Annotated in this window: 16 protein-coding genes, 2 pseudogenes and 3 other annotated features; of the genes and pseudogenes, 15 read left to right on the top strand and 3 right to left on the bottom strand. The window is 35.4% G+C overall.

All coding sequences use genetic code 11. The annotated features are described in order from the left end of the window. Positions 1–30: 30 nt before the first annotated feature. Positions 31–450 (bottom strand): SgcJ/EcaC family oxidoreductase, encoded by a 420-nt coding sequence (locus JFU23_RS02495; RefSeq protein WP_061674140.1) that lies wholly within the window; start codon positions 448–450, stop codon positions 31–33. A 270-nt stretch (positions 451–720) separates the two neighbouring features. Here JFU23_RS02495 and JFU23_RS02490 point away from each other — a divergent pair, with 270 nt between their 5' ends. The 3 genes from JFU23_RS02490 (at position 721) to JFU23_RS02480 (ending at position 2,082) form a co-directional block, all read left to right on the top strand. Beyond that, complete coding sequence (locus tag JFU23_RS02490; RefSeq protein WP_374191742.1) at positions 721–906, top strand: YfzA family protein; 186 nt, start codon at positions 721–723, stop codon at positions 904–906. Positions 907–975: 69 nt separating this feature from the next. After that, on the top strand, positions 976–1,515 hold the full coding sequence (locus tag JFU23_RS02485) for a GNAT family N-acetyltransferase (RefSeq protein ID WP_201031271.1): 540 nt from the start codon (positions 976–978) through the stop codon (positions 1,513–1,515). Between the two features lie 42 nt (positions 1,516–1,557). Continuing rightward, positions 1,558–2,082, top strand: coding sequence for a cysteine hydrolase family protein (locus tag JFU23_RS02480; protein ID WP_201031270.1), 525 nt, complete (start codon positions 1,558–1,560; stop codon positions 2,080–2,082). 245 nt (positions 2,083–2,327) lie between these two features. Here JFU23_RS02480 and JFU23_RS02475 read toward each other — a convergent pair whose 3' ends face one another. Further along, the gene (locus JFU23_RS02475; RefSeq protein WP_002032800.1) at positions 2,328–2,765 is read right to left on the bottom strand and encodes a YndM family protein; all 438 of its coding nucleotides are present in this window, start codon (positions 2,763–2,765) and stop codon (positions 2,328–2,330) included. Positions 2,766–2,915: 150 nt separating this feature from the next. Here JFU23_RS02475 and JFU23_RS02470 point away from each other — a divergent pair, with 150 nt between their 5' ends. The 7 genes from JFU23_RS02470 to JFU23_RS02440 all read left to right on the top strand — a co-directional run bounded on the left by JFU23_RS02470 (position 2,916) and on the right by JFU23_RS02440 (position 13,833). Beyond that, complete coding sequence (locus tag JFU23_RS02470; protein ID WP_201031269.1) at positions 2,916–6,428, top strand: DUF4020 domain-containing protein; 3,513 nt, start codon at positions 2,916–2,918, stop codon at positions 6,426–6,428. Positions 6,429–6,536: 108 nt separating this feature from the next. Further along, positions 6,537–6,773 (top strand) — a binding site (T-box leader). A gap of 54 nt (positions 6,774–6,827) precedes the next feature. After that, positions 6,828–7,064, top strand: a binding site (T-box leader). Between the two features lie 194 nt (positions 7,065–7,258). Continuing rightward, positions 7,259–8,335, top strand: coding sequence for a bifunctional 3-deoxy-7-phosphoheptulonate synthase/chorismate mutase (locus JFU23_RS02465; RefSeq protein ID WP_002013433.1), 1,077 nt, complete (start codon positions 7,259–7,261; stop codon positions 8,333–8,335). Positions 8,336–8,344: 9 nt separating this feature from the next. Beyond that, positions 8,345–8,564: a binding site (T-box leader), on the top strand. A 54-nt stretch (positions 8,565–8,618) separates the two neighbouring features. Further along, on the top strand, positions 8,619–9,791 hold the full coding sequence (aroC, locus tag JFU23_RS02460; protein ID WP_201031268.1) for a chorismate synthase: 1,173 nt from the start codon (positions 8,619–8,621) through the stop codon (positions 9,789–9,791). Between the two features lie 18 nt (positions 9,792–9,809). Next, complete coding sequence (gene hisC / locus JFU23_RS02455; RefSeq protein WP_201031267.1) at positions 9,810–10,910, top strand: histidinol-phosphate transaminase; 1,101 nt, start codon at positions 9,810–9,812, stop codon at positions 10,908–10,910. Beyond that, positions 10,903–12,003 carry a prephenate dehydrogenase gene (tyrA, locus tag JFU23_RS02450; RefSeq protein WP_201031266.1) on the top strand — a complete coding sequence of 367 codons (1,101 nt, stop codon included), beginning with the start codon at positions 10,903–10,905 and terminating at the stop codon, positions 12,001–12,003. The genes hisC and tyrA overlap by 8 nt, the downstream gene beginning before the upstream one ends. A gap of 16 nt (positions 12,004–12,019) precedes the next feature. Continuing rightward, positions 12,020–13,309: a 3-phosphoshikimate 1-carboxyvinyltransferase gene (aroA, locus tag JFU23_RS02445; protein ID WP_201031265.1), complete on the top strand. Its 1,290-nt coding sequence runs from the start codon at positions 12,020–12,022 to the stop codon at positions 13,307–13,309. Between the two features lie 17 nt (positions 13,310–13,326). Further along, positions 13,327–13,833, top strand: coding sequence for a SpoIIAA family protein (locus JFU23_RS02440; RefSeq protein ID WP_113709988.1), 507 nt, complete (start codon positions 13,327–13,329; stop codon positions 13,831–13,833). A gap of 44 nt (positions 13,834–13,877) precedes the next feature. On the opposite strand, the pseudogene JFU23_RS31155 reads toward JFU23_RS02440, so the two are convergent. After that, positions 13,878–13,995: pseudogene (locus JFU23_RS31155) on the bottom strand (IS1595 family transposase); the annotation flags it as partial. Positions 13,996–14,122: 127 nt separating this feature from the next. Between JFU23_RS31155 and JFU23_RS02435 the strand changes: the two are divergent. From JFU23_RS02435 to JFU23_RS02415, 5 genes and pseudogenes are all read left to right on the top strand, one after another. After that, a complete protein-coding gene (locus JFU23_RS02435) occupies positions 14,123–15,286 on the top strand; it encodes a GNAT family N-acetyltransferase (RefSeq protein WP_201031264.1) in 1,164 nt (387 codons plus the stop codon). Between the two features lie 186 nt (positions 15,287–15,472). Further along, positions 15,473–16,039 carry a TetR/AcrR family transcriptional regulator gene (locus JFU23_RS02430; RefSeq protein WP_201031263.1) on the top strand — a complete coding sequence of 189 codons (567 nt, stop codon included), beginning with the start codon at positions 15,473–15,475 and terminating at the stop codon, positions 16,037–16,039. A gap of 252 nt (positions 16,040–16,291) precedes the next feature. Then, positions 16,292–19,408, top strand: coding sequence for an MMPL family transporter (locus JFU23_RS02425; RefSeq protein WP_201031262.1), 3,117 nt, complete (start codon positions 16,292–16,294; stop codon positions 19,406–19,408). Positions 19,409–19,720: 312 nt separating this feature from the next. After that, the gene (locus JFU23_RS02420; RefSeq protein ID WP_002032778.1) at positions 19,721–21,346 is read left to right on the top strand and encodes an ABC-F family ATP-binding cassette domain-containing protein; all 1,626 of its coding nucleotides are present in this window, start codon (positions 19,721–19,723) and stop codon (positions 21,344–21,346) included. Positions 21,347–21,505: 159 nt separating this feature from the next. Next, positions 21,506–21,690, top strand: a pseudogene (locus JFU23_RS02415) (ATPase). Positions 21,691–21,692: the final 2 nt, after the last annotated feature.

The following is a 21,692-nucleotide window of genomic DNA, read 5'->3' as shown; positions in this document are numbered from 1 at the left end:
CTTTGTAAACGAGTGGTGTTATGCGAAGAGTTATTGTACGAATGTATTTTGTCCAGATGCAATTTTCCACGTATCTTTTTCTTTAACCATAACATACATAGCGAGGCTACTTTGTTCATTTTCTATTATCGTTCCTTCAGAAGTTGTTGGATATTGTTTAATGTGTACGATAGCTACATCGGAACGTATGAAATGAATGTCTTCAATTTCATACTGTGCATAAGAGTTGTGAAGTGGTCCTGCTAAAAGAATTTTGTGAGCTTCATTGATTTGTTTCCAGCCCGAGAGGCGAATTCCTAAGACATTTACCCATGAAGCGTGTAATGTAAAGTGACGATCAAGTTCATCGGCATCATGTTTATTGAATGCAGCTTCAACTTCATGAATGGTTTGTTCAATGTGCTTTATCCCTAATTGTAATTCTTCTTTGGAATTATAGTATTTAGTCATGTGAATTCCTCCAATTTATTGTTTATTACTTTTATTACGGGAAAATCACATTATCCTCCAACGATAGTAGTATTTATTTTAATTAAAATATAGGCGGAAGTATGATTTGTAGTAAGGGGAATAAAATGAATTTTTTGGTAATTGAATAAGGTTAAGTATATAATCAATGTAATGGATAATAAAGAGGGATGTTAAATAGAGTAAGTAACAAAAAAGTCTCAGTCTTTTTGGAAGCGAGACTGGGTATGCACTCTTTTGGCATTTCTTGTTATGCAATTCATACTTTTCTTCTGTGAATTAAACTCATGGTGGTCTCCGAAATTTAGTGAAGGGGGATTATTTGAAAGAATTATGAACTCACAGTTCTTTACAGAAACATTTGCTCCGTATAAAACTTCACAATTTAACTTGTATACAGCATTTTTTATCATTGCATTACTAACATATGCGCATTAATAGGCACAATTAAAGATTTAACATCAAGGGAAAATACAAAGATTTAAGCTATTAACAAAGAGGTGTAATATGCTATTTCAAAAAGAAAATTTATCGGTTAGATACGTAATAAAAAACGATGCACCTATCATTTCAAAATGGTTAACAGATCCAGAAATCCTGCAGTATTACGAAGGACGAGATAATCCGCAATCTGTAGAAGAGGTACTTGCCCATTTTATACATAATCCAAACAGTAAGGAAAAAAGATGCTTAGTAGAATTTGATGAAATGCCGATCGGTTACATTCAAATGTATCCAGTTGATTTTGAATGGAAAGCGTTATATGGATATGAAGAATCGCAGAATGTATGGGGAATGGACCAATTTATCGGTGAACCGATCTTTTGGGGAAAAGGAATTGGAACAAAACTCGTTCAAGCAGCAATTACATATATTATGAAAGAAGTGGATGCAGAAGCAATTGCAATGGACCCTAAAGTAAATAATGAACGTGCGATAAGCTGTTATGAAAAATGCGGATTTAAAAAGGTGAAGATACTAAAGAAACATGAACTGCATGAGGGGAAATTAGAAGATTGTTGGATGGTAGAATATAAACAATTATAATAAATATGCAGGGGCTTATAAAAATAAAGGGAGCTGTGTGAAATGAAAAAAGCATTAATAGTTATTGATGTGCAAGTGGGTATGTATACAGCAGGAATGCCAGTACATAATGGGGAAAAGTTTTTAGAAACATTACAAAATCTTATTGAGGAATGTCGTTCAAATAGTATTCCGATTATTTATGTACAACATAATGGGCCAAAAAATCACCCGTTAGAAAAAGGTACAGCTGGCTGGCAAGTACATGCAGCGATTGCACCACAAGATGGTGATAGTATCGTTGAAAAGACGACTCCAGACTCATTCCATAAGACAAACTTAAACGAAGTGTTACAAGGAAAAGGGATTGAGCATGTTATTATTTCAGGAATGCAAACAGAGTACTGTGTTGATACGACAACGCGAAGAGCGTTTAGTGAAGGGTATAAAGTAACATTAGTAAGTGATGCACATAGCACATTTGACACAGATGTATTACGCGCTGAAGATATTGTAAAACATCATAATGTTGTATTTGGATCATTTGCAGATGTTATTACGTTAAAAGATTTAAAAGTAAAAGCGTAATTACAGAAGTTGCTGTCTCTTAATGGGGCAGCTTTTTTATTTGAAGATAGGCTATCAAACGTTGTCGATAAATCGATATTTCTTGTCGAATCGTTGATATAATTAGAGTTACGATAGATATATTTCCAAAATCGTTAATATAATTTCATTCACCGTATTGATAGTACAAAAAACAAAAAGGAGCGCCACATCGTCAAAAATTCGACTGATGAGACAGCTACTTTTTTGCAACAGTAATTATGGCTTTATTTCTTCTTATCTTTATCCAACACATTCTGTTCTTCAGCAAACTCCGTGCCATATGCAAACCGGCGATTAATTCGAATGTTATCATTGCTGTGCCTTGTGTGGGAATTAGAAAAGCGATGGACGATTACTTCTGATAATGTAAAGACGATGGCAGAAAGGATACTGCCCCATGCAATTTGCATGTAGTTGTCTAATAAAATGTTACCGAAAATCCAAACACTTAAGTACGTAAGTAAGAAATCCGTCATAATGGCAGCGGAATTGCCAATTCGATTTAAAATAATTTTATCAACAAACATATAAGAAACGATTGTGACGAAGAGACTAAAAGAAATGATTTGGACGAGCGTTGCTGGGAAAAATAGAGCTAGTCCGATACTAAAAGCGATGATGCATGATATAAACTTGATAAGTATTACAGTAATATCACTCAATATTTACACCTCCCATTTATACATAGTTTTACAATAAATGCAGGAGTTCATACATTGGAACGGTTTAATTTAGATAAAACTTTATCATGCTGAAATTTTATCTAAATATTAAAAAAACATTTAAAAAATGTTATAGTGAAATGAGAGCGTATGACATTTTTAGGTAAGGGGGAATCCGGGATGTGGATAACTTCAGAAGTAGAAATTCCAGATGAGTTAATCGATCACCTTGAACAAGGTAAGTTAGTATTATTCGTTGGAGCAGGAGTTTCTATGAAGGGGAAATCAAACTTACCGAATTTCGATGATTTAGTTGATGAAATTTCGAAAGCTTTATATGTCGAAAGGCGTGAGATGACAGAACCCCACGATTATTATCTCGGTAAAATTGCGAAAACGAAAGATGTGCATCAAGTTGCAAGAGACCTCGTTAATATAGAAAAATCAAAACCAAATCCATTACACTATGCGATTCCAAGGCTGTTTCCGTTAGATACGGATGTTCGAATTGTAACGACAAACTTTGATCAACATTTTACGTCTGTAATTACAGAAATGAATAGAGAGCTGAATATTTATTATGCACCTGCTTTACCGACAGGGAGAGCGTTTAAAGGGTTGGCTTACATACATGGGAATGTAGAACAAGAGAAAGAAGCTTTAATTTTAACGGATGGTGATTTTGGAAGGGCTTACTTAACAGAAGGGTGGGCGAGACGATTTTTAGTTGATCTATTCTCAAATTACACTGTTTTATTCGTTGGGTATAGTCATAATGATCCTGTAATGAAATATTTAGCAACAGGCTTACCACCGAGTACAAGGCGTTATGCTTTCGTCGCACAAGGTGATAATACATATCATTGGGAGCATTTAGGGATAAGACCGATTGTGTATCCGAATAAAGCAAATAATCATCAGGCGCTTGTGAAAGCGGTGAAGCGGTGGGCGGAATTAATGGGGGATAATTATATTACGAAAAGAATGCGTATTCGTGATATTGTAACCGTTCCTCCATCAGTAGAGCAGGAGCAATTATCCTATATAAAACAGTCAATAAAAAAAATTGAAACCGTTCGGTACTTCGTTGAATTTGCTCGTGATTATGAATGGGTGGAATGGCTTGAAGCAGAAGGGAAACTAAGAAATTTATTTCTGCTTACAGCAAATTATGATGAAGTAGATGAATTGCTTGCGGAATGGTTGGTGGAGCAATTTCTATTTAGTCATCAAAAAGAACTATTTCAATTGATTTTTAAAAATCATTCTAAAATATCCCCGTTATGGTGGCGAACAATTTGTACTTACTTAAACGAAACGAAAGAAACGATGGACCCTTTGTTGTTTGCAAGATGGACATTGCTTTTATTAGAAACAGCAGAGAAAGATAGTAGCTCTATTGAAATGATCACATATTTATTGCAAAAATGTTCTTTCCCTGAGCATAAAGAAATTGGCTTGTTGCTATTAACGTTTATTTTAGACGGGAAACTTAAATTGAAGCGTGTAAGAAGATGGGGAAATGATACGCAAGAATCGATTGAACTCGAGGAATCGAGTCGTATACCAATGCCTATTTTTTCCCATGTGGAGCGAATTTGGAAAGAGAAAATGAGACCACATATTACTTACTACGCAAATCCGATTATGGTTACGGGGTTAGAAAAGATACAACTATTGTCATTAAGACAAAATGCACTGAAAAGAAGAGATAGAGAAATTTCAGAGCAGGAGTTACAGCAAAATGATTTTACATTTTTAATTCAAATTGTAAAAGAGTGTCTTACATATTTATGTGAAAACAATGAGAAAAAAGCAAATCATTATATTACAGAAATGATAGAAACTGATAGTGTACTTCAAAAGCGAATTGCAATTGAAGCAATGATTAATAATGTATTCGTTACAGCGGATGACAAACTGAAGTGGCTGTTACATGTAGATGTTCTGTTAGATTTCACATGTAAACATGAAGTGTTTCAACTTTTAAAGAATTATTACGCAGATGCTTTAGAGGAAACGAAAGAAGAAGTAATTCAACATGTATTAGAGTATCTTGCAGAAGAGAGGGCGTTTGATGCTTGTCTTGTATTAGACTTACTATTCACGTGTGATTCGAATAGTAAGTGTACGGCGGAAGGATACGAGCTAATGAAACAGAAACACCCCCATTTTTCTTCAGATCTATACAGTGTTCCAAAGAAAGAGGCAAATGAACAACGTATTACATGCAATGTAACAGCTGATGGATTACTGCAGCTGAAAGACGATGAAATAATGGAGCAAGTTCGGCATTTTTCAAGAGACGGTGTTTTTGAACAACGCCATTTTTTAGAGATGTTATCAAAAGCGTGTAAATTGAATGTAGAGTGGAGTATTTCGTTTGCTTATCAACTAGTAGGCGTGCACGAAATTAGTAATGAAGTATGGTTTGTATGTATTAGAGAATGGCGAAATAATAGGAATTTAACGAGTGAGCAAATTCAAAGGATTATTCCGTTATTGCAGAAGTTTTCTCGAAATACTACTTTTCATTGGCTAATTAGTAGTTTTCTATATGAAATTAGCAATCGATTAGAAGAGCTAGAAGAAAACAGTATACGGGTTATAAAGCGCTTTGCTTTTTCAGTATTTCCACATGTTATGAGAGGGGAAACAGATTTTAAAATTGGAAAACAAGAGTTTTACAATGAGTCTATACAGCATCCTGTTGGGAAGATGACAGCTGTATTGCTAAAACTGTTAGCGTACGATCACTTATATGATCGCAATGTATATGAATATTTATTTTTATTTGAAGAACAGGTAAGGGTTACTTCGGAACGAACGAACTTTATGTTAGCTCGTTTAACAGCAGATATTACGTTTTTATACCATATTGAGAAGCAATGGTGTCGGAAAAATGTACTACCTTACTTAGATTTAAAGAAAGAAAGTGAGCTTACGAAATATGCGTGGGCGGGATTATGTTATACGCAAATTAATGTACCTTTGTTTACAGAAATAAGACGATATATTAAGTATGCAGTAGAACATTTAGATGCACTACATCCATATACGAGAGAAGCATTTTTAAAATGGCTTAGCTTTGTATTTATTAAATGCGTATTATATTGGGAGCAAAAAACAGATTGGTTATATCCACTTTTGATGCAAGAAAACGAAGAGAATAAAATTAAGTTTATGCAGTATTTATGCTACTACGTAAAAACGTTAAGTGGTAAGGAACAACAAAAATTTTGGACAGCGTGGCTTAGTGTGTTTTTAAGAGAACGTCCGAAAATGGGCGTAATAACAACGAGAGAATACATGATGCTTTTACGTATTGTTTTATGCATGGATGAGGTTTTAGAAAAAGGATTAAATATTATTTCTAGTAAATTTCAAGGTGTGGAAGGACAATCTAATCAAGAAGAAATGAAACAGTTGTTTATAGAGATACTTGAAAAGAAAGAACGTATGAAAGCGTATAAAGAATTGTATGCAAATGTGTTTTTTACTTTACTTCAGACGTGTCAAGAAGCCGATTTACTTGAAAGTGAGATCATACAAATAAAAGAACTATTAACCAGGTATGAAGTAGAAAGACATGTATTAAATTTAATCGAAAATGAAATAATTCGCATCGGAATCGTAACGGAGAATTTACAAGAGGAATCATAGGGCGGAAGTGGAATTTTTAAAAAATATATAAAAAGTTATTGACAGTGTTTTGAAAAGCGTTCTATAATACGAATCATACTTATTCAATTTCAAAAACATTTGAATAAACAAAGTGCAATGAAGAGATCACAGTAGTGGTTAGTCTTACTGTAACAGAGAGCTGGTGGTTGGTGTGAACCAGTACAGGGATAATCATGAATTACAGTCTTGGAGCATCTTTTTCGTAGTAAAGATAGTATTGTCTTTATGAAGGAAAAGCGGTCAATTGATCGTTAACAGTGAAGAGAGGTAGACGGAAAGTTAGTCTACAACTAGGGTGGTACCGCGATAAATATCGTCCCTACTGATTTATTCAGTAGGGACTTTTTGTATTTTAGTGGTCCAACTTGAAAATAAAATAGTCACGCGTTGAAAGGAAAAGAAGTAGTTGTTGTTTCCCTGTAACAGAGAGCTGGTGGTTGGTGCGAACCAGTACAAAAACAAGAGCGAATTACAGTCCTGGAGCATCTTTTTCGTAGTAAAGATAGTTATTGTCTTTATGAAGGGAAAGACGGTCAGATGATCGTTAACAATGAAGAGAGGTAGGCGAAATAAGTCTACAACTAGGGTGGTACCGCGATAAATATCGTCCCTACTGATTGAATCAGTAGGGCTTTTTTGTACAAAAAAGTGGCTTATTAACTAGTAGTTAGTGTCTTTATGGTAATTATTAGTTTAAAATAAGAAGAGGTATCGATTCCACTTTAAATTTGTATAATTAACCAGTTCAGAAAATAGAGAATTTTTTATTCTCTTACTATACTTTTAAAACATTAGAGGAGGATTTCCAAATGGCAAATCACGAATTAGATCAATTACGTAAACAGGTAGATGAAATTAACTTACAATTATTACACTTATTAAACAAACGCGGTGAAATCGTTCAAAAAATTGGGGAACAAAAGCAAGTACAAGGTACGAAACGCTTTGATCCAGTACGTGAGCGTGAAGTACTTGATATGCTTGCAGAGCATAACGAAGGACCATTCGAAACGTCAACGATTCAACATATTTTCAAAACGATTTTCAAAGCAAGCTTAGAATTACAAGAAGATGATAACCGTAAAGCATTACTAGTTTCACGTAAAAAGAAAAAAGAAAATACAATTGTTAATGTTAAAGGTGAATTGATTGGAAACGGAACACAAACGTTCATCATGGGACCTTGTGCGGTAGAAAGTTTAGAGCAAGTTCGCCAAGTAGGGCAAGCTATGAAAGACCAAGGCTTAAAATTAATGCGCGGCGGTGCTTTCAAACCGAGAACATCTCCATACGATTTCCAAGGTTTGGGAGTAGAAGGTTTACAAATTTTACGACAAGTAGCAGATGAGTTCGACTTAGCGATTATTAGTGAAATTTTAAATCCGAATGACGTAGAAATGGCGCTAGAATACGTTGATGTAATTCAAGTTGGAGCACGTAACATGCAAAACTTCGATTTACTACGAGCTGTAGGTAAAGTTAACAAGCCAGTATTACTAAAACGTGGATTAGCAGCAACAATTGATGAGTTCATTAATGCAGCGGAATACATTATTGCACAAGGTAATGACCAAATTATTCTTTGTGAGCGCGGTATTCGCACATACGAGAGAGCGACACGTAACACATTAGATATTTCAGCAGTACCGATTTTAAAGAAAGAAACACATTTACCAGTTATCGTTGACGTAACACATTCAACAGGACGTAGAGATTTACTATTACCAACAGCGAAAGCGGCACTTGCAATTGGAGCAGATGCAGTAATGGCGGAAGTACATCCAGACCCAGCAGTTGCGTTATCAGATTCTGCGCAACAAATGGATATTCCAGAATTCCATAGATTCATGGATGAGTTAAAAGGTTTCAAAAATAAATTATCTTAATTCCATATCATAAATGCGCTGAAGAGGAAACAGTAGTGCTTATCTCACTGTTAAAGAGAGCTGATGGCCGGTGTGAATCAGTACAAAGGTAAGCATGAATTACAGCCTTGGAGCATCTTTCCCGCCAACTTTTGGAGAGAAAGACGGTCAAACGATCGTTAAAGAAGAAGAGAGGTAGACGAAAGAAGTCTACAACTAGGGTGGTACCGCGATAAACATCGTCCCTACTGAGCGCTCAGTAGGGACTTTTTTGTACAAAAAAAATAGTAAAGGGGCAAGAGAAATGAGATACATTACAGCTGGAGAATCACATGGGCCGCAGTTAACAGTTATTTTAGAAGGTGTACCAGCAGGTTTAACATTAACAGCGGAACATATTAATAAAGAATTATTAAGAAGACAAAAAGGGCATGGGCGCGGAAGACGCATGCAAATTGAAACAGATACAGTTGAAATTGCAAGTGGTGTACGTCACGGAATGACACTTGGTTCACCAATTACGTTAATCGTAAAAAATGATGATTTCAAACATTGGACGAAAGTAATGGGTGCTGAACCAATTTCGGAGCAAGAAAGTAAAGAAATGAAACGTACTATAACGAAACCACGTCCAGGACATGCGGATTTAAACGGGGCAATTAAATACGGCCATCGTGATATAAGAAACGTATTAGAGCGCTCTTCTGCAAGAGAAACGACAGTTCGTGTTGCTGCTGGTGCAGTTGCGAAACAAATTTTGAAAGAACTAGGTGTGGAAATTGCAGGGCATGTTCTTGAAATTGGTGGGGTACAAGCGAAGCGTATTTCAAACTTACCAATTGAAGAAATTCAAACGATAACTGAAAATTCACCAGTTCGATGTTTAGATAAAGAAGTAGAACAAGAGATGATGAATGCGATTGATGATGCGAAAAGTAGCGGAGATTCTATAGGCGGTATTGTCGAAGTCATTGCAGAAGGAATGCCAATTGGAGTTGGTAGCTACGTTCATTACGACCGAAAATTAGATGCAAAACTTGCCGGTGCTATTATGAGCGTGAATGCGTTTAAAGGTGCTGAAATCGGAATTGGTTTTGAAGCGGCAAGACAGCCGGGAAGTAAAGTGCACGATGAAATTTTATGGGATGAAGAAAAAGGATACACGAGAAATACGAATAATGCCGGCGGTTTAGAAGGCGGTATGACAACAGGTATGCCAATTGTCGTAAGAGGCGTAATGAAGCCAATTCCTACATTATATAAACCGTTAGCAAGCGTAGATATTGATACGAAAGAAGCGTTCCAAGCGAGTATTGAGAGATCTGATAGCTGTGCAGTACCAGCAGCAGGTGTTGTAGCTGAAGCTGTCGTTGCATGGGAACTTGCCGGTGCACTAGTCGAGCAATTCGGAAAAGATCGCATGGAATTACTAAAACAAAATATTTCGCACCATAACAAATACGCAAAAGAATTTTAATGAAAAGGTGGATTTAACATGCGAGTAAAAGATCAACTATCATCATTACAACCGTATAAACCAGGTAAATCACCAGAGCAAATGAAAGAAGTATACGGGAATCATTCATTTGTTAAGTTAGCATCAAATGAAAATCCATTTGGCTGTTCACCTCGTGTTTTAGGAGAATTACAAAAATCGTGGCAGGAACATGCTTTATATCCTGACGGAGGTGCTGAAGTACTCCGTCAAACAATTGCAGAGAAATTACAAGTGCAAATGGAACAAGTGCTTTGTGGTAGTGGACTTGATGAAGTCATTCAAATTATAAGTCGTGCAGTGCTCTGTAAAGGAGATAATATCGTAACTGCTGGCGCGACATTCCCTCAGTACCGTCATCATGCAATTATTGAAGGCTGTGAAGTGAAAGAAATTGCTTTAAAGAACGGTGTATATGATCTAGATGAAATTTCTTCAGCAGTTGATGAACATACAAAAATCGTATGGATTTGTAATCCAAACAACCCGACAGGCACATATGTGAATGAGCGAAAATTGACTCAATTCATTGAAAGCATTAGTGAAAATACGTTAATTGTCATTGATGAAGCGTACTATGAATACGTAACAGCAAAAGATTTCCCTGAGACATTACCGCTTCTAGAAAAACATAACAACATTCTTGTACTTAGAACGTTTTCTAAAGCGTACGGATTAGCTTCTTTCCGCGTTGGTTATGCGATTGGACAGGAAGAGTTAATCGAGAAATTAAATGTCGTACGTTTGCCATTTAACGTATCTTCATTAGCGCAAAAAGCAGCGACGATTGCTTTTAACGATGAAGCGTTTATTGAAGAAATAGTTCGTGTTAATACAGAAGGATTACAACAATACGAGAGTTTTTGTACAGAAAATGAAATTCCATTTTATCCGTCGCAAACGAACTTTATCTTCTTGCCGGTAGATAATGCTGGGGAAATTTATGAAGCTTGTGCGCATGCAGGGTTTATTATTCGTCCGTTCCCAAATGGTGTCCGTATTACAATCGGAACTAGGGAACAAAATGAAGGAGTGATTTCAGTGTTAAAACAACACTTTGAAAATAAAAAAGGTAAGTCTCGAGATGAGGCAAATGTGTAAAAAGGTAGTATTAATCGGTACTGGATTAATAGGAGGCTCTCTTGCATTAGCGATTAAAAAAGAGCACGATGTAACGATTATCGGTTATGACATATTTAAAGAGCAAGTAGAGCGCGCAAAAGAATTACATGTAGTTGATGAAGTAGCAATAGATTTACAGCGTGCATGTGAGGAGGCAAATTTAATTGTATTTGCCTCTCCAGTTGAAGAAACGAAAAAGTTGTTACACAAACTTGCATCATTTCATTTACGAGAAGATGTCATTGTTACCGATGTAGGAAGTACGAAAGGGACAATCATGAATGAAGCGGAAGCTTTATTAACAAAGAAAGTTTCATTTATCGGCGGTCATCCGATGGCAGGTTCTCACAAAACAGGAGTTGAAAGTGCAAAGGCACACCTTTTTGAAAACGCATTTTACATTTTAACGCCAATGAATCACGTGCAGGCGGATCAAGTAGACGAGCTAAAAGAATGGTTAAAAGGAACAGGCTCTCATTTTCTTGTATTAAATACAAAAGAACATGATTATATAACAGGAATAGTTAGTCATTTTCCGCACCTAATTGCAGCAGGATTAGTAAAACAAGTTGAGAAACATGCTGGTGATAATCCGCTTATTCATCAACTAGCGGCAGGCGGATTTAAAGATATAACACGTATTGCATCAAGTAGTCCGAAAATGTGGAGTGATATCGTAAAGCAAAATCGCGGGCATTTATTGGAACTATTAGAAGAATGGATTTCAGAAATGGAAGAGCTATATAAGACGGTTTCTAAAGGAGATGCAGGAGAAATACAAAGTTATTTTGCAGATGCGAAAGAATATCGTGACTCTTTACCAGTTCGAAAAAGAGGGGCGATTCCTGCCTATCACGACTTATACGTCGACGTTTTAGATAAAGTAGGGGCATTAGCCCATATCACAAGCATTCTAGCAGAAGAAGAAATTAGTATTACGAACTTGCAAATATTAGAAGCGCGAGAAGGATTGCTCGGAGTTTTACGAATTAGTTTCCAAAGAGAAGAGGATCGAACGCAGGCAAAAATTGCGCTCGGAAAAAAAGAATACCAAACGTATGAAACAATTTAATGAGGAGGGTGACAACGTGAAAGAAAAAAGAGTACAAACTGTAAATAACGGATTGAATGGCACAATTACAATCCCTGGAGATAAATCAATTTCCCATCGCGCTGTCATGTTTGGCGCAATCGCGGAAGGTAAAACAACAATTAAAGGATTTCTTCCTGGTGCGGATTGTTTAAGTACTATTTCTTGTTTTAAAGAAATGGGAGTAGAGATTACACAAAATAGAGACGAAGTTACGGTAATTGGAACAGGATTAGAAGGTTTACAAGAGCCAAAAGCTGTATTAGATGTTGGTAATTCTGGTACAACGATTCGATTAATGTCAGGAATACTTGCAAACATACCATTCTTTTCTTGCGTGCAAGGTGATGCTTCAATTGCGAAGAGACCGATGCAACGTGTAACAAATCCACTAAAGCAAATGGGTGCAAAAATTGATGGCCGAAAAGAAGGAACGTTTACGCCGCTCACAATACGAGGCGGGAATTTAAAGGCGATTGAATATACTTCACCGGTAGCAAGTGCGCAAGTGAAATCAGCTATTTTACTTGCAGGCCTTCGCGCAGAAGGTGTAACAACTGTTACAGAACCTCATATTTCCCGCGATCATACAGAAAGAATGCTTGAGGCGTTTGGCGTTACAGTAACTCGCGTGGGGAAAACTGTAAAACTAGCTGGTGGACAAAAGCTAAAAGGAACAGATGTTCAAGTGCCAGGTGATGTATCATCAGCGGCATTTTTCTTAGTAGCAGGTGCAATTATTCCAAATAGTAAACTACTATTACAAAATGTGGGAATGAATCCGACTCGTACAGGTATTATTGATGTTCTTGAGAAAATGGGCGTTACGTTTACTGTAGAGCAGATTAACGAAGGAGCATCAGAACCTGCTGCAAATATTACAATTGAAACATCGCCGTTGAAAGGAATCGAAATCGGTGGAGATATCATTCCACGACTGATTGATGAAATCCCAATTATCGCTTTAGCGGCAACACAAGCAGATGGAATTACAGTCATTAAAGATGCACACGAGCTAAAAGTGAAAGAAACGAATCGTATCGATACAGTCGTTGCTGAACTAACGAAACTAGGAGCTCGTATTGAAGCGACCGACGACGGAATGATTATTTACGGTAAATGTAAACTAAAAGGAAATACAGTACATAGTCACGGTGATCACCGCATTGGAATGATGCTTGCGATTGCCGGCTGTATAGCTGAAGGAGAAACAACGATTGAAGATGCAGAAGCAGTAGGTGTATCGTATCCTACATTTTTTGAAGAACTGCAAACGTTAGCTAAATAAAGTGATGAGAAGCAGATATGCAATGTATCTGCTTTTTTATGTTGGCTTTTTTCGTAAATAATGTTGCTTTATTGTGTAAGAATTTTATCCTTATTGATTTTATGAGATTTTTACGCATAATTGTAACTAAGGGAGAGGATTCTAAGTTAAGTAAACAGAATATTAGCACAACGGTTTCGGGGGATTTAATTGTTACCCATCTAATTGGCAAGATTAATACAGCTGATGTTTATGAATGGTTTCATGGTTTCGAGCAGGTTTGTCAGCAATTCATTTCCGAGGGGCGGAAATACAAATTGTTGGTGGATAGAAAAGGATACACGCCAGATCATTTTTCTGTTCAAAAAGCATGGAAAGATAAGTTCTTCAATGAAACCATTTTGAATCACAGTAAGGCAATTGCGTTTCTCCTTGAAGAAGGGGAGATAATGAATTATTTACAACAATCCAATACGAAAGAATCCGTAAAATTTTTCGATGATTATGAACAAGCATTAATTTGGTTGAATGAATATCCAATATAAAAACTTTATTGAACCAGTTTCTCTCAATCAACTGGTTTTTTTATGCCCGTAATGTTGCCGTTGTTATAAGTTTCATCACTTTCAATGGTACCTCTTAGCTTCGCAAACCCAAGAGAACGCAAGGCGTTTAATATTCTTATGCCGCCAATATAAAGCAGTTGAAAAGAGCCTTTATGTTAGATTTTTTCTAAATCGATATCTTTTGTTGAAACATCCTCGTAATTTCACTTACCGAACTATAATAGTTTGAATTATGATATAATTCAAACGAGGAATGGAGGAGAAATATATGAACGTTATAAAATTAAAAGAAGATAAGTTTAGAGAAGCATTACGTTTATCAGAATATGCTTTTCAATATAAAGCAAATGAAGAATGGATAGAGCAGAAAATTGCAAGAATGAAGGAAAGCCATCAAATATACGGTATTATGGAAGGAGAAGAGTTAGCTGCAAAGTTGCACTTAATTCCTTTTCATATTTACATAGGAAAAGAAAAGTTTAAAATGGGCGGCGTTGCGGGGGTAGCGACGTATCCGGAACATAGAAGAAGTGGATATGTAAAAGAGTTACTTCAGCATTCACTGCAAACTATGAAAAGAGATGGATATAGTGTATCGATGTTACATCCATTTGCCGTTTCATTTTATCGTAAATACGGCTGGGAACTTTGTGCGAATCGAATCGTATGTCAGATGACAAAGAGCGATTTAATAATTAAAAAACAAGTGAATGGTACAGTGAAACGTTTTAGTAAAGATAATCATCCAGAAGAAGTAGAGAATCTATATGAAACATTTGCAGAACGATTTTCTGGTATGTTAGTTCGCGGACGTAAATGGTGGTTACAAGCGGTGTATCATGATTTAACATTGGCAGTTTACTATGATGAAAATAAAACGGCGGCTGGTTACATTTTATACAAAATAGAGAATTCTAAAATGAAAGTAGAAGAATTTGTCCCATTACATAATGAAGCAAGAATTGGTCTTTGGAACTTCATCTGCCAACATGATTCTATGATTAAAGATCTAGAAATGATACTAAGTGAGACAGAACCACTTCTTTACACATTACAAGAACCACGAGTAAAAGCAGAAGTAACTCCATATTTCATGGGAAGAATTGTAGATGTAGAACAGTTTTTCAAACAATATGAATGGAACTGGAACAACGAAGAGCAAGAAGTAATATTACATATTACAGATTCATTTGCACCGTGGAATAACGTAACGGTTCAACTTAAAAATAACGAAATAACAATCGTTAAAGAAGAAACAGCAAAAGAAAATGGAATTCAAATCGATATTAATGCGTTATCTACTATTATGTTTGGTTACAAGCGACCGCTAGAATTAAATGAAATAGACTTAATAAGCGGTAGCGAAGAGGAGATACGTGCATTTGAGAATGTAGTGCCGGTGCGTAAGCCGTTTATTTATGATTTCTTTTAATTTTGTAAAGCTTTGTGCGGCATACTAATGTGTAAATAGCAATGTACTATAATTAAACATAATTAGTTATAGTACATTGCTGCTTTTAACGAAGCATTATGAATGTTAACCACTTGACTTTTAATTCATGTAATTTATAATTATAAACGGAATGAATTTTCATTCCTGAAAATTGAGGTGAGAAAAATGGCTAAAAATAAGCAAGAGGATATTTTTGATGCTGCTATAAAACTTTTCGCAGAACGTGGTTACGATGGTACGACAATTCCGATGATCGCTGAAAAAGCAAATGTCGGCGCTGGTACTATTTATCGCTATTTTGAAAATAAAGAGGCACTCGTTAACTCATTATTTTCAAAAAGCATGCTACAGCTATCTGAAACAATAAAAACTGATTTTCCTGTTCAAGCAAATATTCGAGAACAGTTTAGTCATACGTATAACCGTTTATTTGAATTTGCGAGAAACAATGTGGATGCTTTTCTTTTTACAAATTCGCACTGTGATAGTTATTTTCTTGATGAACAGAGTAAGAAAATATTTGACGATTTTATAGGCTTCTTTATGAATATTATTGAAGATGGAATCGAAAAAGGTTTTCTTCGTCCATTGCCTATAATTGCTTTAATTATTATTGTATATCAACCGCTTGAAAAATTAATAAAAGTAATGGCGACAGGGCAGTTAGAATACTCAAAAGAATTAGTAAAAGAATTGGAAGAGAGCTCTTGGAATGCTATTAGAATCATTTGATTCTATAGCTTTATAAGGACAGGAATGAACATTCATTCCTAAATGAATATAAAAAACGATTACAGGAGATGATATATCTGTACAATTAAAGGAATGAATATTCATTCCGCTGGTAGTGATTTAATAGAATTGAAAAATAATTTAATAGGATAATAGGAATGAACGTTCATTCCGAAATGATATTTTCAAAAACAGGGAATGAATATTCATTCTCTATGCACCATGAAACTCTAATAACAGGAGATGATTCAAATGAGCAAGCTAAAAAGTTGGAGAAGTTTATCTTTTCTATTATGGATAGTTATTACTATTGCAATGATCGTAACGATGCCTAATATGGATCAGTTAGTGAAGGAAAAAGGGCAAATCACGATTCCTAATACAGAACAAAGCAGTATTGCTGACAAGATGATAAAGGAGATGGATAAAGAAGGGGCTGAAAAGTATGAAATTATAGCTGTCTTTAATAGTGGAAGTAAGAAGGCTTTAACAAATGAGCAAAAAGAGGAAATAACGAAAACAATCAATGCCCTGCAAAATGAAAAAGAGCAATTAGGAATTAAGGAAGTCGTTTCACATTTAGATAATAAAGAACTGGAGAAACAATTAGTTTCTAAAGATAATACGACTATTTTAACGCAAATATCGGTAGATAAAAAACATGGTAAAATACCAAAAATTGTAAATAATCTTCATGAAAAAGTACAAACGAAAGGAGTTACAACGTACTTAACAGGAAGTGATTTAATAGCGGGTGATTTTCTTACATCCTCTCAAGAGGGCGTGAAAAAGACAGAAGTTATTTCGATCATTTTCATTCTTGTAGTATTAATCATTGTATTCCGTTCACCAGTTGTTCCGATTATTTCTCTTCTTACAGTTGGTGTTTCGTATTTAATTTCAATGGGGATTATTGCCCATCTTGTTGATCAATTTAATTTTCCGTTTTCAAACTTTACGCAAGTGTTTGTAGTTGTCGTCCTGTTTGGAGTAGGAACAGACTATAACATTTTATTATATACGAGATTTAAAGAAGAATTAAGTAAACAAGAAAATGCATATTTAGCTACGCAAGAAACTTTTAAATCGGCAGGTAAAACCGTTTTATATAGCGGGATAGCAGTACTAATTGGCTTTGCATCTCTTGCTTTAGCAAGTTTTAAATTATATCAATCTACTTCAGCGGTAGCAATTGGTGTCGCAGTACTACTACTCGTATTAACCACTTTAAATCCGTTTTTCATGGTGCTATTAGGAAAAGGAATGTTTTATCCAGTTAAAACATTTAAAGGACATGAGGATAGTCGTTTATGGGGATTCTTTGCGAAAAATTCAGTAGCAAGACCATTTATCGCTTTAATTATCGTATTCGTGATATCGATTCCATTCGTATTAAAATATTCTAACACGCTTAATTACAATGATTTATTTGAAGTGGATAATAAATATGAATCAAAAATGGGGATTAACGTAATAGAAGAGCATTTTCCGCCTGGTTTTTCTTCACCAAGTACGTTAGTCATTCAATCGGATAAAAAGTTAGATGAGGCGACTTCTTTACAAACTTTAGATGAACTTACCGATAAAATCTCGAAAGTTAAAGGAGTCTCAGAAGTATATTCACCGACGCGTCCAACTGGAGATAAGATTAAAGAATTATATATAAATAAACAAGCCGGAGAATTAAATACAGGCTTAGGAGATGCAAATGGTGGCATAAAAGAAATTAATGAAGGATTAACTGATGCGAAAGATAAAATGGGTAGTAATGACTCAAATAGTCTTGCAAATGTTCAAAAGTTAATTGATGGAACAAATGAAGCGAAAAATGGCGTATCAGCATTAGGGACAGCTTTAAATCAATTATCGAATGGAATAAACAATGGAGCACAAGGAGCGAAGCAAATAGAGGATGGGCTAGCATCATTAAACGGAAATATCAATGCCCTGTCAAATGCAACTTCGCAGCTTCATGCTGGTTATGCTCAGTTAGAAAAAGGTTTAAGTTCGTACGATCAATATTTCGGAAGTATTTCTCAAGCGATTGATGGTGCGAAAAAAGGATATGAACAAATTGAAACGTTAATGAACAATTTCATTCAAACAAAACCAGAATTAGCAAATGATCCTAATGTGCAGCAAACATTAGGAATTGCAAAAGAAGCTCAGAAGCAATTGAGTGTTCTTTCAAATGAATTAAATCAATTAGCGACGCAGCACAAAGCAGCGATGAGTTCATTTAAAGAAGCAAATCAATCATTATTAAAAGTAGATAATGGTTTAAAGGAAATGAACAATGGAGTAACGCAACTACAAAAAGGAGCTGCTGAACTGAAAAATGGATTGAACGAAGGAGCTACAGGTTCAAAACAAATTTCGAACAAATCGGCTGACTTACAATCTGGATTAACGAAAATAAACGATGGGCAAGGACAGTTATTAACTGGACTGAAAGATTTACAAGAAAAGATGGGGCAATTGCAATCAGGTTTATCTAAAAGTACAGAGGGTTTAGGAAAAGTAAGTAACGGTCTAGGTGACGCTCAAAAATATTTAGGAGAGCTAAATGAGTCGAAAAGCTCTGAGAAATTTTATATTCCGAAAGAAGTTTTAGAAGGAGAAGATTTCCAAAAAGCATTGAATACGTACATGTCACATGATAGAAAGACTGCTAAAATGACAATTATTTTAGACGTAAACCCGTATTCAAAAGAAGCGATGCCTATCATTCAAGAAATTAATAAAACGATAGATGGTACGTTAAAGGGAACAGAACTAAATGATGCGAAAAAAGCAATTGGAGGGACAACAGCTAGAAACGTTGATTTAAAAGAAGTAACCGGGCAAGATTTCCTACGTACTGCTACGATTATGTTATTAGGGATTTCGCTTGTATTAATCGTGATTACACGCTCATTCTTAAACTCAATCTTTATTATTGGGTCGTTAATTTTAGCGTACTTTGCATCACTTGGTATAAGTGAACAAATTAGTGCACATGTATTAAACGTAGAGTCATTAAGCTGGAATGTTCCATTCTTTAGCTTCATTATGATTGTCGCTTTAGGAGTGGATTATAGCATCTTCGTTATGATGCGATACAATGAGCTAGAAGGGGATTCAGTAACGAAAATTGTAAATGCATCTCGTCACATAGGAGGAGTCGTATTATCAGCGGCACTTATTTTAGGAGGAACATTTGCAGCGTTAATTCCTTCAGGAGTATTGACACTTATACAAGTAGCATCCGTTGTTGGCGTTGCTCTTTTACTATTAGCTTTAATTGTAATGCCGATATTGTTACCTGCTTTAATAGGATTGACGAGTAAATTGAAGAGTTATAAAGAGAAAATAATAAATACGAAATAAGAAAAACCTGTAGGGAATGTTTTCTCTACAGGTTTTTTGTATATAAAATATGAAATGAAAAAATGATTCAATGTATTACAGAATGAGAAGCGAATAGGGATATTAGAAAGAGGTCGATGATATACAAAAAATAGCTAGGGGAATGGATAAAAACTATTCGATTTCGTTGTAGAAAGCTAATCAACCGTTGCTATTCATCCAGCTTCTACTATATAATAGCTATAGTCTACAATAATTGAGTCGTAATATGCGATTTTTTAAGACAATCGGTGAGAAAACGCTGAAATAAGCGGTATTAGTAGGAGGACACAAATGATTACAGTAAGTAACGTTAGTTTGCGTTTCGCAGATCGCAAATTATTTGAAGATGTTAACATAAAATTCACGCCAGGTAATTGCTACGGTTTAATTGGAGCAAACGGTGCTGGTAAATCAACATTTCTAAAGATTTTATCTGGAGAAATTGACCAATCAACAGGTGACATACATATTACGCCAGGTGAGCGTCTAGCAGTATTAAAACAGAATCACTTCGAATATGAAGAGTTCCCTGCACTAGAAACAGTAATGATGGGTCACACACGTCTTTATAAAGTAATGCAAGAGAAAAATGCAATTTACATGAAAGAAGACTTTAGTGATGAAGATGGCATGCGTGCTGCAGAACTTGAAGGTGAGTTCGCTGAGCTAAACGGTTGGGAAGCTGAGTCAGAAGCTGCAATCCTTCTAAAAGGATTAGGTATTGGTGAAGATATTCATGATAAAAAGATGTCTGAATTAACAGGGGCAGAGAAAGTAAAAGTATTACTTGCTCAAGCTTTATTCGGTCAACCTGACATTCTATTACTAGATGAGCCTACCAACCATTTGGACTTAAAAGCGATTCAATGGTTAGAAAACTTCTTAATGAACTTTGAAAATACAGTTATCGTTGTATCCCATGACCGTCACTTCTTAAATAAAGTATGTACGCACATGGCTGACCTTGATTTCGGTAAAATTCAATTATACGTTGGTAACTATGACTTCTGGTATGAATCAAGCCAATTAGCATTAAAACTAACGCAAGATTCTAACAAGAAAAAAGAAGAAAAAGTAAAAGAGTTACAAAACTTTATTGCACGCTTTAGCTCAAATGCATCTAAAGCGAAACAGGCAACTTCTCGTAAAAAATTGTTAGATAAAATTACATTAGATGATATTAGACCATCATCACGTCGTTATCCGTTCGTTGGTTTCACACCAGAACGTGAAGTAGGAAATGACCTATTAACAGTTGAAGGTATTTCGAAAACGATTGATGGCGAAAAAATATTAGATAATGTGAACTTCACTTTAAATAAAGGTGATAAAGTTGCATTTATCGGACGTAACGATATTGCGATGACAACATTATTTAAAATTCTTATGGGTGAAATGGAGCCAGATAGCGGTTCATTCAAATGGGGTGTAACAACATCTCAAGCTCATTTCCCAAGAGATAACTCTGAGTACTTCGAGAACAGTGATTACACTTTAATTGATTGGTTACGTCAGTTCTCTCCACAAGATGAATCAGAAAGTTTCTTACGTGGTTTCTTAGGCCGTATGCTATTCTCTGGTGAAGAAGTAAAGAAAAACGTTTCTGTTTTATCTGGAGGAGAAAAAGTTCGCTGTATGTTATCTAAAATGATGTTAAGCGGTGCAAACGTATTAACACTTGATGATCCGACGAACCATTTAGACCTTGAGTCTATTACAGCATTAAACAACGGTTTAATCACATTTAAAGGAACATTACTATTCACTTCTCATGACCATCAGTTCGTACAAACAATTGCAAACCGTATTATCGAAGTAACGCCAAACGGTGTAGTTGATAAGGTAGCAACGTATGATGAGTTCTTAGAAAGTCAAGAACTTCAAAAACAAGTTGATGCAATGTACAAAGGTCAATAATAAATGATTAAAACCCCCGCTCTCTTTTATGAGAGCGGGGGTTTTTTAAGTAAACAAATATTCGTTTTAATATAAAGTGGGGGAGGATTAAAATGAATAATTATTCAAAAATAACATTAGCGATGGTAAGAAATTTTTGAAGCGTGAATAAACCCTGAAATGATGAAGAAATGGTTTTTACATTGGAAGGGATGGATAAAGTAACGGGAAATACTCCTGAAGTAGGAGGGAGTTGGGAAATTATTGATTATCGTGGCGGAAAAAATCATCGAGCAATTGGGGAATATATCGAAATGAATCGTCCTAAAAAAATTAGTATTTACATTAAAAACGCTGCAGTTTAGTG

Origin of the sequence: Bacillus sp. TH50 (assembly GCF_016650565.1) — a bacterium.
Lineage (GTDB): Bacteria > Bacillota > Bacilli > Bacillales > Bacillaceae_G > Bacillus_A > Bacillus_A mycoides.
This window is presented reverse-complemented; position numbering and strand designations above follow the sequence as displayed.